Genomic DNA, 15,524 nt, shown 5'->3' on the forward strand with positions numbered 1-15,524 from the left:
CACAATTGCTCTAGCCTTGAGCTAGAGCCTCAACGGTTTAATGGCCTTTATCACATATAGGGGGTGCTCGTGCAGGCAACGATCCAGCTCGTCAGAGATCCGGGTTCACATGAACGGTCCGCCATTGCCGCTTCGCTGATTGAGTTCAACGCGTCTCGTATCGGGCGTCCGACCGAAGATAAACTGCTGGTCTTAACTGTCACTGAGCCCGAAACGGGAAATATCATTGGTGGGCTTTGGGGTAGCACGATTCATGACCACCTGCATGTCGATCTACTGGTAGTGCCGGAAGCGCTTCGCCATGGTGGTATTGGCCGTCGTCTCATGACGCTCGCTGAGCAAGAGGCCATAGATCGCGGCTGCCGAGGCGCGTGGCTCACGACCCATAGCTTCCAGGCGCGCGGGTTTTACGAACGGCTTGGGTATGAGGCCTTCGGGATCATGGATGATTTTCCACCGGGACACAGCTTCATCTTTCTGCGGAAGCGATTTGAGACGGCCGGAGACTTAGCGTCATGAACCAGGCCCAGTCGGCCCGAAGCTGCGAAATCGGCCAACTGGTCGGCTTTTCGAAAGCAACATTTGGGTGGCAATGGAGATTTATCCACCCTTTTGTGACACATCGCACATGTCAACTTCGAATGTCGCTCTGGGGTACACCCCAAAGTTACATGGCTACAGGGCTGTCGCAAAAGCCTCCTTCAATCGCTGGACTTTTGCGTCTGACATTTGCGACGGGAATTTGTGAGCAATTTAGGCCTTGCAAAATCTGCTCAGAAAAAATCAGGATTTTCGCGGAAGCACTAATCACCGCGAGATCTTGCCGACCGCTCTGCCGCTAACCGCAAAGATGCGGCCGATGGTGTTGAGCAGAAGTTGGGCGGCGAGAATAGCGGTTGTGCCGGTATGGTCGTAGTCGGGCGCGACTTCGACCAGATCAACGCCGACGATGGTGCCACGCTTCGCAAGGCCGGCAATCAGTTCCAACACCTCATAGTAGATGAAGCCTCCATGACTTGGAGTGCCTGTACCTGGCGCGATCGATGGATCGAAACCGTCGATGTCGATGGAGAGGTAATAGCGTTCACCTGCAGGAATTCGGTTCAGAACGCCTTCGACGCCGAGATTACGGATCTGACGCACCGATAGAATGTCCGATCCTTGAGCGCGGGCATGGTCGTAACCTTCCTTGGCGGTGGATGATACATTGCGGATGCCGAGCTGCGTCATGCCGGTGACCCAAGGCTTTTCCGACGCGCGGCGCATGGGACTGCCGTGGCCGTAGCGCACGCCGTGACGCTCGTCGACGAAATCGAGATGCGCGTCGAACTGCACGAGATGAATCGGCGCCTGGTCACCGAAGGCATTGATGCAGGGTATGTTGATGGAATGATCGCCGCCAAGCACGACCGGGAGCGCGCCCGCCGCAAGAATCTTGCGGACACCGATTTCGATATTGGCGTGGCTCGAAATCGTGTCGGTGTGAATGATATCGGCATCGCCGATATCGACGATCCTGACGCCTTCGAGATAGGTTACGTCGTCTTCATGATCGTAAGCTCCCGCGTGACCGAACGCAAACAGCGTAGACGCCTCGCGGATGCTTCTTGGTCCGAAGCGCGCGCCGGAACGCCACTGCGTGCCGAAGTCGAAGGGCGCGCCGAGGATAGCGATATCCGCTGCGATCTGGTCCCAGTTCTCGACATAAGGGCTCTTGGCAAAGGTAGAAATGCCGACGAAGGGCAGGTTGAGCCGGCCATTGTCGTAACCGTGAGCAGCCATGATCGTTCCTTTCAAGGTATCAAAGCGCGCGTTCGCGCCAGGTTTGTAGAAATTGCGCAAGACGCATGCTCTTCGGCTCGGCGAAAAGCGCTCGCGGCGAGCCTTCCTCGACAATGCGACCGCCATCCATGAAGACGACGCGGTTGGCCGCATGGGCAGCGAAACCCATCTCGTGCGTGACGATGACCATGGTCATGCCCTCCGCCGCGAGCGTCTTCATGACCGAAAGCACCTCGCCTACCAGTTCGGGATCGAGCGCGGACGTCGGTTCGTCGAACAGCATTGCCTTTGGCTTGCAGGCAAGCGCCCGGGCAATCGCCACGCGTTGCTTCTGCCCCCCGGACAGACTGTCGGGACGGCGGTCCGCGAACGTGGCAAGCCCTACCTTTTCCAGCATTGCACGCCCGGTTTCCTCCGCTTGCTTTCGAGCAGCGCCATGCGCCAGCCGAAGCGCCAATGTGACATTGTCGAGAACGCTCATATGCGGCCAGAGGTGGAAATGCTGGAACACCATGCCGAGCGGTCGGCGTGTTTCCGCCAGTTCTTTCGCACCGGCCCGTTCCCGCCCGAGTGGCGTTTCCCGCCAGCCGATCATCTTTCCAAAAACTTGCACCTCGCCGCCGTCGTAAGGGTCGAGAAAGGCGATCGAGCGCAACAGCGTGCTCTTGCCCGAACCGGAGGGGCCGATGATGCAGGTGACGTCGCCGGCATGAATGTCGAGGTCGATGCCGGACAGCACCGTCTTCGCACCGAACCGCTTCTGAAGTCCGCGCACCGAGATCGCAGCTCTTCTTGCCGTCATATCAGGAGCCTTTCACCGCAAAGTGCCGCTCCGCATAAAAGCCGAACCGCGAAATAATTTCGACGAGCGCCCAGTAAAGGAGGGCGATGGTAAGATAGGGCGTGACGACGGCAAAGGTGATGGAACTGATGGTGCCGGCAACCTTCGTCAGTTCGCCAAGCGTGATGACAGATAGGACCGCCGACTCTTTCACAAGATTGATCGTCTGCCCCACGGAGGCAGGAAGCGTGAGGCGCAGTGCCTGGGGTAGTTCGATGTTGAGAAAGGTTTGGCCCGGCGTGAGGCCGAGCATTTCGGCGGCCTCACGCTCACCCTTCGGGATCGCGTTGAAGCCGGCACGAAAGATTTCCGCAAAAGGGCCCGCGCCATAAAGACCGAGACCGACGACGCCAGCGACATAGGGGCTGAGCAACAAACCAAATTGCGGACCGCCGTAATAGAGAAGGAAAAGCACCAGCGCGAGCGGTGCGCCGCGGGCAAATTCGACGTAGAATCGAATCGGCAGCGCGATGAACTGGAAGCGGCTACGGAGCGCCAGTGCCAGAACGATGCCGACGAGAATGGAAATGCCAATGCCGAGCAGAGAAACCGCAACCGTCGTGGCGAGGCCGGCGGCATAGAGTGGAATATCGTTGACGAAACCGGGCATTATCGTTTTGCCCTCCGCGCCAAGTGGCGTTCGAGCAAAAGACCGATACATGCCAGCACCGCTCCGATCGTCACGTAAAGCAACAGCGCTGAGGCATAGGCTTCCAGCGGACGGAACGTAGACGCGGCCACTTGCTGCGCCCGGCGGGCAATGTCGGTAACGGCGATCACGGAGACGAGCGAAGAGTTCTTGACGAGAGCCTGCATCTCCCCGACCAGCGCCGGCAGCATCAGACGCACCGCCTGCGGTGCTTCGATCCTGAAAAACGTCTGGCTGGCGGACAGACCAAGCATTTCAGCCGTCTCGATCTCACCCTGCGGGATCGCTTGAAGTCCGGCGCGGTAGATTTCCGACTGGAAGGCGGCGGTGTTCAATGCCAGTGCCAGTGTTGCCGCGACGGCGGGTTCCAACGCCAGTCCGAGAAAGGGCAAAAAATAGAAGACGATCAATAGTTGTACGAGGATGGGGGTACCTCGCCAGAAGGAGAGATAAAGCCCTGCCGCGCGGCTCACGACCTTGCCGCCGCGGGAAGCCGCGGCAAGGAGAATGGCCAATGGCGCACCGAGAAGAAGTGCCGAAAAACTGACCGTGACCGTGGTGACAAGGCCGTCCAGAAGCGGTGGCCAAACGCCTGCAAGTGCCCTGTTCATTACCGGTTCTCTTCGTCCGGCTTACTCGGCGGCGGGAAGGGATCCCGGCAGTTCCATTGGAGCGCCAAACCACTTCTTCTGCAGTTCGACAAGCTTGCCGGATTTGTTGAGCTTGACGAGCTCCGCATCGATCAGGGCGTTGAGCGAGGCGCTGTCGGCATCGTTGCGGCCAGCCCAGGAGAAATAGGTCTTTTGACCGAAAGTTGGCAGCACGACTTCGAAGACGTCCGGGCGCTGCCGCGCTGCTTCGAGGAGGTTAGGCAACGAGTTGACGACGGCGCTGATACGACCGGCTCCGAGGTCTGCATAGGCTTCTGAGAAGTCGGTGTATGTCGAAACCGCTATCTCACCCTTGCCGCCCGCCTTCAGTTCGCCGGCGAATTTTTCAAGCGCTGCAAGCTGGGCCGAGCCTGCCTGCGAGCCGACTGGCTTGCCGGCAATGTCTTCTGGCTTGGTAATCTCGGCATCACCCTTGCGCTTCAGGACAGCCATCGTGGCATCTGCGATCGGTGCGGAAAGATGGTAGGCCTTCATACGCTCCGGCGTAACCGTGACCGAAGTGACGACATAATCGAAGCGGCTAGCCGCAAGACCCGGCAGGATACCTTGCCAAGGCAGATCGAGCCGCTTCAGTTCGACGCCGGGCATCGCCTTCATGACTTCTTCAATGATGTCGGCGGAATAGCCAACGATCTTCCCGTCCTCGACAAATTCGAACGGCGCAAAGCGTGCCTCGGTGGCAACGGTGAAAACCTTTGCAGTCTTGATCTTTTCCAGCAGATCGGCGGAGCGCGCGGCAGGCGCAGCAAGGGCGACAGCAAGCACCGCGCCCACCAGAAGGATCTTCGAATTCCGAATGGCTTTCATAGTTTCGTTCCCCTGTTTTTTTGGATCGCTTAGTGATCTCCGCAGAAGAGAAAAGCATGGACAATAGCGCAGAAAAATAGGAAAGATATAAAGTTTACATCAGAATTATTAATGTAAGGAAAGACGGATGCTGCTGGCTCAATCCGACCTTCGCTCCTTGACGGCGTTTCGGGCAGTCGTCGAGCATAAGAGCTTTCTCGGCGCACAGATCGCGCTCGGCCTTAGCCAATCCGCCGTCAGCTTTCACATCAAGGCTCTGGAAGATCGTTTGGGCTTCAAGCTCTGCCGGCGCGGCCGCTCGGGTTTCGAGCTGACGGATCGTGGCGCTATCGTGCTTGAACGATCGAAAGGACTCTTTCTGGCGCTCAATGCCTTCGAGAGCGACATTGGTGCGCTCAAGAACCGGATTACCGGCACACTGAGGCTCGGCCTGATCGACAACACCATCACTGACTGCGATCTGCCGATCCATCGAGTTATCGCTCGTATTAGCGAGAAGGCACCTGAAGCGCGAATTGAACTGGCAATCGACTCTCCGGATGCACTGCTTTCCGAAATTGCCAATGGCGGACTCGACATCGCGCTTCTACCGGAAACGCAACCCTATCAGGGTCTGAAGCTCTCCCGACTTCGGGAGGAAATCCATTCGCTCTACTGCGCCCAGGGGCACCCGCTCTTTAAGCAAGTGGAAGCCGAATTGACGATAGAACGCATCGAGGCCTTCGATTTCGTTGTACGCCCATACGCCAACATGCGTGAATTGCAATTCTTTCCGCAGGCACGAGCTCGCGCTATCGCCTCCAATATGGAGGCACAGGCGATGTTCGTGATGTCCGGACACTATCTCGGTTACTTGCCGGACCATTATGCACGCGACTGGGTTCAGAAAGGTTGTTTCCGGTCGCTTATTCCGGACGAAACTCGAATTCACTCCACATTCGTCATTGCCACGCGTTCCGCAGAAAAGCCCTCGACCGTCCTCGACCTCTTCATCCGCGAACTGGCAGGCATTGCCTCGGAATCCTTACATAAGGAGGATTTTCTCGCTGCGGGGAACGTGGCACGTCTATAAGACTTGCCCAATCTCGGGACGACTGGCCCTTTTGATCGGCGGCTCTGAAACGGGTGGATTGACGATGACCGCTGCAAACTCCACCGCATCCTCGGGTGCGGGCAGAACCAGCTTGCCCTGTCGTGCCATCGTTCTCCAGGTCGACAGGTGGTTTGGCTTCAAGCCATGGCGCTCGGCGACCTCATTCACCATCGCGCCGGGCCGAAGGCTCTCCGAAACGATCTGCCTTAACGTCGTCCGGCCACTGCCGGTGAACCTCACGCCCAGACTTCCTGGCCGTGAGAACCTCCAATGTAGTCTCCATGGAGAAACTCCCGTTGCTCGTCCGTAAAGGCGATCACAGATCAGGGTGACCAGAGCAACGTGGGGCAGGAACAGCGGTTACGGTAAAACAGCTTTTCGATCTGCACCAAATCTACATGTCAGCGAGGTCGTCCTCGCCCCAGCTTTCTTTTGCGGGCGCCGCGCTTGCCCAATTCATGCGCAATCGGCACATTTGTCGCCAAACGCATTGTAGTCTCTAGACGATCTTCCATCTCATCCGCAAGGATTAGGAAACCGGGGCCTAAGATATCGCATTCTTCAGCCAACCGGTACGACCGTCGCGAAATCGAGGCCGGAGCGCTGCCAATCTTCAAACGCGCGATGTCGAAGCGCGTCTTGAAAGCGAATTGAATCCGAGCTTTTCCGAAATCTCTTGTGCTGCGTTCAACAGGCTATCGAGATAGGCAGCGCGATTGCGCAGCCCGTCCTCGCGCGGCGCAACGAGGCACAGCGTGGCGATGCAGGCGCCATCAGCCTGATAGATCGGGACAGCCAAACAATGGGTAAAATTCTCCACTTCACTATTGAAGGTGAAATATCCATCGCGTGCTGCCTGCCTTACCTGGGCGATGAAATCCTCCGGCTCCAGCCGCCGGCCGTTCGGCAAAACGAAATCCTCCGGCGGGATAAGTTCAAGGATTTCCTGATCCGAAAGGTTTGAGACGAGGAGGCGGCCTGACGCGGTCCAGGGAATGGAAACGAGTTCGCCGACATTCGAGGAGATTCGGAACGGTCGGATGCCCTCGCGCATCATCGCAACCGTATATTTGTTGCCCTCGAGCAGACACATCTGCGCCGTCTCACGCGTTTCCTCGGCGAGATGAACCAGCATGCGATCGCACTCGCGCATCAGGTCGAACTGCTCTGCATATGCCGTGCCGAGAAAATAGAGGCGACGGCCGAGAAAGACCCGGCCGTCGCCACCTTGATAATCCAACATGCCGTGGTTGAGCAGCAGGTTGACGAGCTCGTAGATAGAGGAGCGCGGCGCGCCGATTTCCGCAGCGATCTCATTCGGGCGCATGGGCCGACGCTTCACACGCAGGAACTCAAGAATCTCGAAGGCGCGATCCAGTCCCCGCGTCCGTCGTGATACCGTGTCGCCGTAGGCTTCGGTCATTTTCTGCTCCGGAGTTGCTGTCAGGCGCGATCGGCGCGATAGGCCACGCAATCGACTTCTACCTTGCAATCGACCATCATCCGCGACTGAACACAAGCGCGTGCCGGTGCATTCGCGCCAAAAAATTCAGCATAGACGCCATTGAAGCTCCAGAAATCGCGGGGGTCATCGAGCCAGACCCCAACGCGCACGACATCCTCCAGACCGTAACCGGCTTCGTCGAGAATACTGATCATGTTCTCGATCGCCTTGCGACTCTGTGCGACAATACCGCCGGGTACGATTTCGCCGTTTTCCATAGGAACCTGGCCGGAGACATAGAGCCAGCCTGCTGCTTCCGTCGCCCGGGCAAAGGGCAGCGGTTGTCCGCCGGCCCCGGTTTCGCCAGCACCGTAACGCTTGATTGTCATTGGATCTCTCTTCTAGTTGAAACTTGAGGTTTTGAGGAATTCAGCGAGCCGCTCTGTCTTCGGACTGACGAACATTTTCTTCGGGTCGCCTTCCTCGCAGATGACGCCTTGGTTCATGAAGATGACGCGCGAGGAAACTTCGTAGGCGAAGCGCATCTCGTGGGTGACGAGCAGCATGGTCATGCCGTCGGCCGCAAGCCTCTTGATGACCTGAAGCACTTCACCGACCAGTTCGGGGTCGAGCGCAGAGGTCACCTCATCAAACAGCATCAGCCGCGGCGACATGGCGATGGCACGGGCGATCGCGACGCGCTGCTGCTGGCCGCCGGAAAGCTGACCGGGATAATGGTTCATGCGAGCGGCGAGGCCAACGCGATCGAGCCACTTTTCGGCAATGGCGCGGGCTTCCGGCTTCGTCATTTTCTTCACCTTGACGAGGCCAAGCATAATGTTTTCAGCCGCACTCATGTGGGGGAAGAGATTGAACTGCTGAAACGCCATGCCGGTCAGCGCACGCTGGCGTGCAATTTCTTTCTCGCTTTTGCGGCGCCGGGTTACGCCTTCGACGCGATAGCCGATCTCCTCACCGTCCAGCCTAATCGTGCCGCTTTGGAATTCTTCGAGCATGTTGATGCAGCGAAGCAAAGTCGTCTTTCCAGAGCCGGACGATCCGATGATAGAAATGACTTCGCCTTCCTGGACGCTACAATCGATGCCCTTGAGGACTTCGTGGATGCCGTAGGTCTTACGCAGACCCTTGATGTCGAGAATGGTCTTGACCATTGGGGAGCCTCTTCAGGACGGCAGGGCGGTCTTGCGCTCGACATATTTGCCGAACTGCTCGATGCCGTAGTTGACGATGAAATAAAGAGCGCCCGCCAGGAAATAGAACTGCAGGCTCATGAAATTGCGGGAGATGATCTCCTGCGTGCGCAGGAGAAGCTCCGCCACACCGATGACAGAGAGCAGGGTCGAGGCCTTTACCATCTCGGCTGCCGTGTTCACCCAGGACGGCAAGCACTGGCGCATGGCCTGTGGCCATAGCACGGAGGTGAAGGTCTGGGTGAAGGTCAGGCCGATCGCCTTGGCGGCTTCGGTCTGTCCCTTGGGGATTGCCTGAAGGGCTCCGCGCACGATTTCGCCGACATGCGAGGAGCAGAAGATCGCAAGTGCGAGGACACCTGCCGAAAACGGCCCGAGATCAACTCCGGCGGCGGAGGAGACGTAATAGCTGGCCAGTACGAGCACGAGCACCGGCGTGCCGCGAATAACATCCGTATAGGCGCGGACCACTAAGCGCAAAACTGCGCCGCCGTAGACGAGCGCCAAGCCGACGAAAACGCCGAGTACGGAACCCGCGAGGATGGCCAGCAAAGAGATCGATACAGTCATGGCAAGGCCGTTCATGATGACGTATCGGGCGATCCAGAGTTGTTCGAGAAAAGTGTGAGACATCCGGGCTTACCTCGGCAGGGCCAGACGGCCCTCGACGAAACGCATCAAGGCGGCGATGAGGAAACAGGTTGCGACATACAGGGCGGACGTGACCATCCAGGTTTCCACGACGCGGAAGCTCTCGACGTTGATCTTGCGGGCCGCAAATGTCAGCTCGGGCACGGCGATGGCGGCGGCGAGCGAAGTGTCCTTGAAGAGCGAAATGATCGTTGAAGACAGCGACGGCAGCACGTTACGCAGCATCAGTGGAGCGATGATGGAGCTGCGGATTTGCATCCCCGTCAGGCCGATGGCGAGCCCGGCTTCGGTCAGACCTCCCGGAATTGACAATAATCCGGCCCGAAACACCTCGGCGAGATAAGCACCCGAATAGAGGGACAGAACCAGCACGAAGCTTTCCAATTTATCGAGACGGACGCCCATCTGCGGCAGCGCGAAATAGGCAAATAGCACCAGAACGAGGATCGGCAGGTTGCGGATCACCGTGACATAGACCTGCGCTGCTGCGACCCCATAGCGGTTCTTCGACGTTAGCGCGAAGGCCGAAAAAAGACCGATAACCGCTCCAATCAGGATCGAGATCACCGCAAGGCCAAGGCTAAGCGCGAGCCCGTTCAACAGGAAATCGAAGTTACGCCAAACGGCCGCGAAATTCAGAGTATAACCCATGGCGTGCCTTCCCCTGAGGCTGAGGGAGCGGGAAACGGGTCCCGCTCCACACGGCTGTTATTTGAATTCGACCGGGAAGCCGATCTGAGGCGGGGTTAGGTCTTTGCCGAACCAGGTTTTGAAAGATTTGGCGTAAGCGTCGAACTCAACGCCGGTCATGGCTTCGTGCAGGGCGGTGTTGACGAAGTTCAGCCAATCCTGATCGCCGCGCTTGACGCCGCAGGCGTAGGTTTGCGGGCTCCAGCCGTAGCCGGCATCCTTGTAGCGGCCCGGATTTTGCGTCATGTACCAGGCGAGCGACGACTGGTCTGTCGCAGCGGTATCAGCGCGTCCAGATTCGAGCGCCTGATAAATGAGGTCCACGGATTCATATTGATCCACCTTGGCCTCCGGCAAAGCAGCATGCACCATGGCCTCTGCATAGACATTTTGCAGGACCGAGACAGTGACAGACGAGCCAGCCGCCTTCAGTGCGGCATAATCGGCATATTTTCCATCCGCTTTGAGCATCAGACCCACACCTTCGCGATAGTAAGGGATGGTGAAGGCGATCTGCTGAGCGCGTTCGCCAGTAACCGTCATGAACTGGCAGGTGATGTCGACCTTGCCGGTCGTTATGTTTGGGATGCGGGCGTCGGAGGACTGGTTCACATACTCAATCTTTTCGGGATCGCCGAAGAGCGCCTTGGCGATGATGTGGCCCATATCGACGTCGAAGCCCTGAAGCTTGTCGTCTGCGCTCTTGAAGTGCCAGGGCGCATTGGTGCTGCCTGTGCCAAGGACAAGATGGCCACGGGCAAGCACTTCGTCGAGCTTGCTGCCATCGGCGAGGACGGGCGTAGAAAACAGAGCAGTGGCGACGGCCAGCGACATCGTGCCGGCGAGGAAGGAATTGGTCATCGTGTTCCCCTTGATTGACCGTTTTTCTGATAATCCAATATAGCGGACATCTGTCTGTCTTATTGGATTGACATATCAAGAGGTATGAGGAATGACTTGTCAATAGGCTCTGCCATAAAGATGAAGCGTCGATTGACGACAGGTTTCCGGCAGTGCAGCATTCCTCATACCGTTCTGCGAGGCTCCCATGCCCTTCTCATCTAAAGATTTGACGGCGATCGACACGCCGGCGGTGCTTATCGATCTCGACATAGCCAAGCGGAACATCCAGCGCTTCCAGGATTATGCAGACAGGCACGGTCTGCGTGTGCGCCCGCACATCAAGACACACAAGTTGCCGGCCGTCGCAGAGATGCAGCTTGCAGCGGGCGCAATCGGCGTCACCTGCCAGAAGGTTTCCGAAGCCGAGGCGATGGTTTCCGGCAGCAACGCCATACGCGACGTCCTGATCACCTACAACATTATAGGCGCGGCCAAGCTGGCGCGTCTCAAGGCGTTGGCCGGAAAAGTAAATCTGTCTGTCGTCGCCGATAGCCGCGCCGTCGTCGACGGGCTCTCGGCGGCCTTCCATGGCGCGCCTGCGCCGCTGGCGGTGCTCGTTGAATGCAATACGGGCGCGGACCGCTGCGGCGTCGCGACGGTCGAGGAGGCGGAGAACCTGGCTGTCGCGATTCAGGCGGCACCCGGCCTCGTTTTCGGCGGGCTGATGACCTATCCGCCGGCAGGCGGCGAGGCGCAGGTCGAACGTTTCATGCGGCAGGCCACGAGCCGCATCAATGCGCGGGGACTGACCGTTCCGGTTGTTTCCTCAGGCGGTACGCCATCCATGATGCATGCGGCCCGGTCCCCGATAACGACGGAGTATCGCCCGGGAACCTACGTCTACAACGACAGATCGCTCGTGGCGCGTGGTGTCTGCGGTTGGGAGGACTGTGCACTGAACGTGCTCGCCACGGTGGTCTCCGTTCCCGCGCCGGATCGCGCTGTGATCGACGCCGGTTCCAAGACGCTGACCTCAGACTTGCTCGGCCTTGCAGGTTACGGTCATGTGCTCGGACGCGACGACGTTACGATCGACCAGCTTTCGGAAGAGCATGGAAGGCTGGTCAGCACGGGCGCGATCGGCCTTGCGGTCGGCGACAACGTGCGGATCGTGCCAAATCATGTCTGCGTCGTCACCAATATGGTTGATGCGGTCATGGTGACGAGTGGCGATCGGATTGGACCGGAAATCTGGCCTGTCGTCGCGCGTGGAAAAATTGTTTGATAAACTGGCGGGGCACGACGTCGCCTGATGCGCGCATCCTTCCCAAAGCCAAGCCTCTTGTTTCAAGTCCTCACGAGGCCGTCCTTTCCTATGTTGGGGCTCAACCAAGCATACCGATCTAGGAGGGCATGGCGCCAATATCGCGGCTACGAGCGCCACAACACTCGCGTCGGCGCTTTAATCCATGTCTCGTGACGAAACAGAGATCGAAGGGCGCCAGGCATTCCTCGACTTCCTTCGCCAACCCAACCAGCGACGGAAGACCGGCTCGCCAAAGCGTGCGGCGTCCGAAAGGTCGCCGCGACCAGATCCGTTGCGGCAGCTTTGCGGTCGATCTTCGACGAAGATCTCGCAAATTATTGGCATAATACACATGGCGTTTTGAAAGTTTTTATGTAAAAACATTGAGTTAGCTCACCTGCCTTCGAAGGCGCGATTAGAACTCGTGACGGAAAAGTGGAACGCAAAGTCAATCTCAAAGATGTCGCGCGCGATGCGGAAGTGTCTCTCAGCACGGCCTCGCACGCCCTGAACGGAACCGCCCCGCTTACGATCGAAGTGCGTGAGAGGGTTTTGAATTCAGCAAAGCGTCTGGGTTATCTCGAACGCCGAAGGAAGAGGGCGACAATCGCGGCGTTGCGCGTCTTGCTTCTTGCAATTCCCGACGATGCCGCTCCGCAAAGTGACCTCAACTTGGTGAGCTGGACGATCCTCAACGGCCTTCGGAAGGAATGTGAGCGACGCGGGATTAGAACCGTACCCTTTGTCAGCACCGGCCGGAGAATCGATGGCAATCAGGTAAGGCAGATTGCGCTTTCGGAGCGGGCTGATGGTATCGTGATCTTGAACGACGATCAGCCGGATCTCATCCGAAGCCTTGCTTCTGCCGACATGCCCGTCGTCATCATAAACGGCGAAGATCCGGCCATGCTGGTCGATACGGTCACGCCGGAAAACCGCTTCGGAGCACGGTTGGGTATCGACCATCTGCTCGCGCTTGGACATCGTCGAATTCTGCACCTGACCTGGAAGGGCCGAACGACGATCCAGCGCCGATATGACGGCTTTTCCGACGCGTTTCTTGCCGCGCAGCTTCCTGTTCTGGAGGGCATGATCCTTGAAGCTGAAGGATATGAACCCAGGCATGGCGAGGCTGCCATCAATGCGCTGCTTGATCAGGATCCTGAAATGCGAGGGGCGACCGCGATTTTTTGCGCTGCCGACAACCTGGCGCTTGGATGCCTGAAGGCATTGGCCGATCGCGACATTCGCGTGCCGGAGGCGATTTCCGTGCTGGGATTCGATGATATCGTCCGAGGCGAGTTCAGCCGTCCGCCATTGTCGACAATCAGTGTTCCGGCCGACAGGCTCGGGGCTGCTGCCTTGTCCTTGATCGAACAGCGGCTGATCGCCAATGATCCGCATCGGCCGGCCCACCGCCTGGAACTGGGATGCCATCTCGTTTTGCGTGGCAGCATCGCGCCGCCACGCTGACCGGGATCACTTCATCCCGGTTCCGGCGATACCTGTGGTGATGTATTTCTGCAGAAACACGAACACGATCGTCACAGGGAGCAGGCTGAGAAAAGTCATCGCAAGGATGTAATGCCACTGCACCGAGAATTCTCCCTGAAATGCATTCAGGCCGACCTGCAGCGTAAAATTCTCGCGGCTATTGAGGACAATAAGCGGCCAGAGGAAATCATTCCAGCGCCAAAGAACGGAGAAGATCGCCAGCACCGCCAAGGCGGGTGCCGTCAGGGGCAGAATGATGCGCCAGAAGATGCAAAATTCGCTGGCCGCATCAACGCGTGCCGCCTCAATAAGTTCATCGGGAATCGTCAGCATATATTGTCGCAGCAAAAACACGGCTGTCGGAGAGGCGATCGTCGGAAGGATGACGCCCCACAGGTTATCGGCAAGACCAACACCAACGACCACCAGATATGCCGGGACCATGACGACGGCGAGCGGGATCATCAAGGTTGAAATGATGATCACGAAAACCGTCTTGTCGCCGCGAAACCGGTATTTCGACAATGCGAAAGCTGCCATGGCATTGACCAGGAGTGTCAAAACCGTTGCGACGAACGTGACAAAGACCGAGTTCTTGAGGAAGGTCAGGAAGTTGAAACGCGTCAACGGATCGGCGTAGTTTTGTGTGGCCACGGTCAACCGCTGCACGGGTGTGATACTCTTTACATCGACGCTGACGGGCTTTTCCGGACTGACGGGGTCAACCATTTGGGCTTTGAGGCCGATACGGCGGACCATCGCCATTTCGCGCTTCTCACCGTCAATGGTGACCTGCCAAAGGCTAAGCGGCTTGTCGAACCCGGGTACAGTCTGCTCGACGGCAGCGCGGGGAAGCAGCGTCGGCGGAAACCGGGTGATCTCAGCCGCCGGCTTCAGCGAGGAAAGGCCCGCCCAGACAACGGGAACAAGCACCGCAAGGGTTCCGGTAAATAGCCAGATCCATGACAATATGTCGGTCATATCGATGCGTCCGGCCCGGCGCGTGCGCGTGAGAAACCTGATGGGATTCATAAGGCTATTCATTTTATGACTCCATTCGCCGGCCAAGGCGCAGCTGGATCAGCGTCAGTACCAGGAGCACCGATCCCATGAGAACCGATGCCGCGGATGCAAGGCCGAAGAGACGCAGATCGCTGCTGAAAGCCATCTGGTAGATGTATTGCACGATAAAGCTGTTGGCGGTGCCCGGGCCACCGCCGTTCGTAAGAACCCAGGCTTCGTCGAAGATCTGGACGGACCTGATCATCAAAAGAATCAAAACGACCAGAAGGTTCGGACCCAGCAGGGGCAGCGTGATCCTGAAAAGCGTGCGGCGCGGCGAGGCTGCATCGATTGATGCGGCTTCATAAAGCTCCTTCGGGATGGCCTGGAGACCGGCCAGGAGGATGAGCGTGTAAAAACCCATGTGAAACCAGACGGAGACGACCACGACGAAGAAGCGCGACCAACCGACATCCAGAAGGAAGATTTCCGGGGGTACGCCGAGCATTTGCAGGAAGGCATTAAGCAGCCCATTTCGATCAAGGAACCATTTCCAGATCAGGCCGATGACGACGGGAGACAGCAATACCGGATAGAAGAAGATTGCCCTGAAGAAGCCTCGCGCGGCAATTGCTCGATTGAGTATCAGTGCGGTGATCAGGGCGACGAGCAATGTGGCGACGACGTTGAATGCCACGAACCAAAGCGTATTCCACACTGCCGTCCAGAAAAGCGATTCCCGGCAAGTCCCCGGCCTCAGATAGTCAGCGCAGGCAAGCAGGGTGCGAAAATTGTCGAAGCCGACAAACGGCCGGTCCGACACGAACAGGTTCGTCCCGCCCGTAAAGGCGTAACCCACGGCGATTGCGATGGGGAGGAATGTGAATATGCCGAACAGAACCAGGTTCGGTGCCAGAAACAGCCATGGCATACGTTTGCGGCCGAGCACGCGCTCCATTCCGTTTACGGGGGCCTCGACCACTCGCATGATCGTTTCGCCTGCCTGATAAAGGACCGCACCTGCCTTGAGCGTCGTCATA

18 protein-coding genes are annotated in these 15,524 nt (G+C 58.0%); 4 read left to right on the top strand and 14 right to left on the bottom strand.

The window, feature by feature from the left end; translation table 11 throughout:
• Positions 1-69 precede the first annotated feature (69 nt).
• On the top strand, positions 70-519 hold the full coding sequence (locus BLP23_RS15645; RefSeq protein WP_092586099.1) for a GNAT family N-acetyltransferase: 450 nt from the start codon (positions 70-72) through the stop codon (positions 517-519).
• Between the two features lie 288 nt (positions 520-807).
• On the opposite strand, the gene speB is transcribed toward BLP23_RS15645, so the two are convergent.
• Genes speB through BLP23_RS15670 form a run of 5 tightly spaced genes read right to left on the bottom strand, consistent with a single transcriptional unit; the run spans position 808 to position 4,750 of the window.
• On the bottom strand, positions 808-1,782 hold the full coding sequence (speB, locus tag BLP23_RS15650) for an agmatinase (protein ID WP_092586100.1): 975 nt from the start codon (positions 1,780-1,782) through the stop codon (positions 808-810).
• Positions 1,783-1,801: 19 nt separating this feature from the next.
• Positions 1,802-2,584, bottom strand: a complete 783-nt coding sequence (locus tag BLP23_RS15655) for an amino acid ABC transporter ATP-binding protein (RefSeq protein ID WP_092585719.1) — start codon at positions 2,582-2,584, stop codon at positions 1,802-1,804.
• A 1-nt stretch (position 2,585) separates the two neighbouring features.
• The gene (locus BLP23_RS15660) at positions 2,586-3,233 is read right to left on the bottom strand and encodes an amino acid ABC transporter permease (protein ID WP_233426720.1); all 648 of its coding nucleotides are present in this window, start codon (positions 3,231-3,233) and stop codon (positions 2,586-2,588) included.
• Positions 3,233-3,883: an amino acid ABC transporter permease gene (locus tag BLP23_RS15665; RefSeq protein WP_092585720.1), complete on the bottom strand. Its 651-nt coding sequence runs from the start codon at positions 3,881-3,883 to the stop codon at positions 3,233-3,235. Before BLP23_RS15665 ends, BLP23_RS15660 begins: the two co-directional genes overlap by 1 nt.
• Positions 3,884-3,904: 21 nt before the next feature.
• Entirely contained in the window at positions 3,905-4,750 is an 846-nt protein-coding gene (locus tag BLP23_RS15670; RefSeq protein ID WP_092585721.1) for a transporter substrate-binding domain-containing protein, read from the bottom strand.
• Between the two features lie 127 nt (positions 4,751-4,877).
• On the opposite strand from BLP23_RS15670, the gene BLP23_RS15675 reads away from it, so the two are divergent.
• Complete coding sequence (locus BLP23_RS15675) at positions 4,878-5,822, top strand: LysR family transcriptional regulator (protein ID WP_092585722.1); 945 nt, start codon at positions 4,878-4,880, stop codon at positions 5,820-5,822.
• Here BLP23_RS15675 and BLP23_RS33180 read toward each other — a convergent pair.
• From BLP23_RS33180 to BLP23_RS15710, 7 genes are all read right to left on the bottom strand, one after another.
• Complete coding sequence (locus BLP23_RS33180) at positions 5,817-6,083, bottom strand: transposase (RefSeq protein WP_233426721.1); 267 nt, start codon at positions 6,081-6,083, stop codon at positions 5,817-5,819. The two genes, BLP23_RS15675 and BLP23_RS33180, sit on opposite strands and share 6 nt — an antisense overlap.
• Positions 6,084-6,456: 373 nt before the next feature.
• On the bottom strand, positions 6,457-7,266 hold the full coding sequence (locus tag BLP23_RS15685) for an IclR family transcriptional regulator (protein WP_092585723.1): 810 nt from the start codon (positions 7,264-7,266) through the stop codon (positions 6,457-6,459).
• A 20-nt stretch (positions 7,267-7,286) separates the two neighbouring features.
• Positions 7,287-7,676, bottom strand: coding sequence for a RidA family protein (locus BLP23_RS15690; protein ID WP_092585724.1), 390 nt, complete (start codon positions 7,674-7,676; stop codon positions 7,287-7,289).
• A 12-nt stretch (positions 7,677-7,688) separates the two neighbouring features.
• Entirely contained in the window at positions 7,689-8,459 is a 771-nt protein-coding gene (locus BLP23_RS15695) for an amino acid ABC transporter ATP-binding protein (protein ID WP_092585725.1), read from the bottom strand.
• A gap of 12 nt (positions 8,460-8,471) precedes the next feature.
• On the bottom strand, positions 8,472-9,131 hold the full coding sequence (locus tag BLP23_RS15700) for an amino acid ABC transporter permease (protein ID WP_092585726.1): 660 nt from the start codon (positions 9,129-9,131) through the stop codon (positions 8,472-8,474).
• Between the two features lie 6 nt (positions 9,132-9,137).
• Positions 9,138-9,800, bottom strand: coding sequence for an amino acid ABC transporter permease (locus tag BLP23_RS15705; RefSeq protein ID WP_092585727.1), 663 nt, complete (start codon positions 9,798-9,800; stop codon positions 9,138-9,140).
• A 57-nt stretch (positions 9,801-9,857) separates the two neighbouring features.
• Entirely contained in the window at positions 9,858-10,700 is an 843-nt protein-coding gene (locus BLP23_RS15710) for a transporter substrate-binding domain-containing protein (RefSeq protein ID WP_092585728.1), read from the bottom strand.
• Between the two features lie 187 nt (positions 10,701-10,887).
• Here BLP23_RS15710 and BLP23_RS15715 point away from each other — a divergent pair, with 187 nt between their 5' ends.
• Both BLP23_RS15715 and BLP23_RS15720 read left to right on the top strand, forming a co-directional pair.
• Complete coding sequence (locus BLP23_RS15715) at positions 10,888-11,967, top strand: D-TA family PLP-dependent enzyme (RefSeq protein WP_407691793.1); 1,080 nt, start codon at positions 10,888-10,890, stop codon at positions 11,965-11,967.
• Positions 11,968-12,423: 456 nt separating this feature from the next.
• Positions 12,424-13,461: a LacI family DNA-binding transcriptional regulator gene (locus BLP23_RS15720; RefSeq protein ID WP_092585729.1), complete on the top strand. Its 1,038-nt coding sequence runs from the start codon at positions 12,424-12,426 to the stop codon at positions 13,459-13,461.
• Between the two features lie 6 nt (positions 13,462-13,467).
• Here the strand turns inward: BLP23_RS15720 and BLP23_RS15725 are convergent, their stop codons facing one another.
• Together BLP23_RS15725 and BLP23_RS15730 are read right to left on the bottom strand one after the other, a co-directional pair.
• Entirely contained in the window at positions 13,468-14,514 is a 1,047-nt protein-coding gene (locus BLP23_RS15725) for a carbohydrate ABC transporter permease (RefSeq protein ID WP_208603163.1), read from the bottom strand.
• A gap of 13 nt (positions 14,515-14,527) precedes the next feature.
• A complete protein-coding gene (locus tag BLP23_RS15730) occupies positions 14,528-15,523 on the bottom strand; it encodes a carbohydrate ABC transporter permease (protein WP_092585731.1) in 996 nt (331 codons plus the stop codon).
• Position 15,524 lies beyond the last annotated feature (1 nt).

Origin of the sequence: Rhizobium mongolense subsp. loessense, assembly GCF_900099775.1 — a bacterium.
GTDB lineage: Bacteria > Pseudomonadota > Alphaproteobacteria > Rhizobiales > Rhizobiaceae > Rhizobium > Rhizobium loessense.

Excerpts from the sequence above, each read along its gene's own strand:
- speB (WP_092586100.1), bottom strand. The coding sequence starts at position 1,782 with ATGGCTGCTCACGGTTACGACAATGGCCGGCTCAACCTGCCCTTCGTC.
- BLP23_RS15655 (WP_092585719.1), bottom strand. The coding sequence starts at position 2,584 with ATGACGGCAAGAAGAGCTGCGATCTCGGTGCGCGGACTTCAGAAGCGG.
- BLP23_RS15695 (WP_092585725.1), bottom strand. The coding sequence starts at position 8,459 with ATGGTCAAGACCATTCTCGACATCAAGGGTCTGCGTAAGACCTACGGC.
- BLP23_RS15660 (WP_233426720.1), bottom strand. The coding sequence starts at position 3,233 with ATGCCCGGTTTCGTCAACGATATTCCACTCTATGCCGCCGGCCTCGCC.
- BLP23_RS15700 (WP_092585726.1), bottom strand. The coding sequence starts at position 9,131 with ATGTCTCACACTTTTCTCGAACAACTCTGGATCGCCCGATACGTCATC.
- BLP23_RS15705 (WP_092585727.1), bottom strand. The coding sequence starts at position 9,800 with ATGGGTTATACTCTGAATTTCGCGGCCGTTTGGCGTAACTTCGATTTC.
- BLP23_RS15685 (WP_092585723.1), bottom strand. The coding sequence starts at position 7,266 with ATGACCGAAGCCTACGGCGACACGGTATCACGACGGACGCGGGGACTG.
- BLP23_RS15725 (WP_208603163.1), bottom strand. The coding sequence starts at position 14,514 with ATGAATCCCATCAGGTTTCTCACGCGCACGCGCCGGGCCGGACGCATC.
- BLP23_RS15710 (WP_092585728.1), bottom strand. The coding sequence starts at position 10,700 with ATGACCAATTCCTTCCTCGCCGGCACGATGTCGCTGGCCGTCGCCACT.
- BLP23_RS15730 (WP_092585731.1), bottom strand. The coding sequence starts at position 15,523 with ATGACGACGCTCAAGGCAGGTGCGGTCCTTTATCAGGCAGGCGAAACG.
- BLP23_RS15665 (WP_092585720.1), bottom strand. The coding sequence starts at position 3,883 with ATGAACAGGGCACTTGCAGGCGTTTGGCCACCGCTTCTGGACGGCCTT.
- BLP23_RS15670 (WP_092585721.1), bottom strand. The coding sequence starts at position 4,750 with ATGAAAGCCATTCGGAATTCGAAGATCCTTCTGGTGGGCGCGGTGCTT.
- BLP23_RS15715 (WP_407691793.1), top strand. The coding sequence starts at position 10,888 with ATGCCCTTCTCATCTAAAGATTTGACGGCGATCGACACGCCGGCGGTG.
- BLP23_RS15690 (WP_092585724.1), bottom strand. The coding sequence starts at position 7,676 with ATGACAATCAAGCGTTACGGTGCTGGCGAAACCGGGGCCGGCGGACAA.
- BLP23_RS15675 (WP_092585722.1), top strand. The coding sequence starts at position 4,878 with ATGCTGCTGGCTCAATCCGACCTTCGCTCCTTGACGGCGTTTCGGGCA.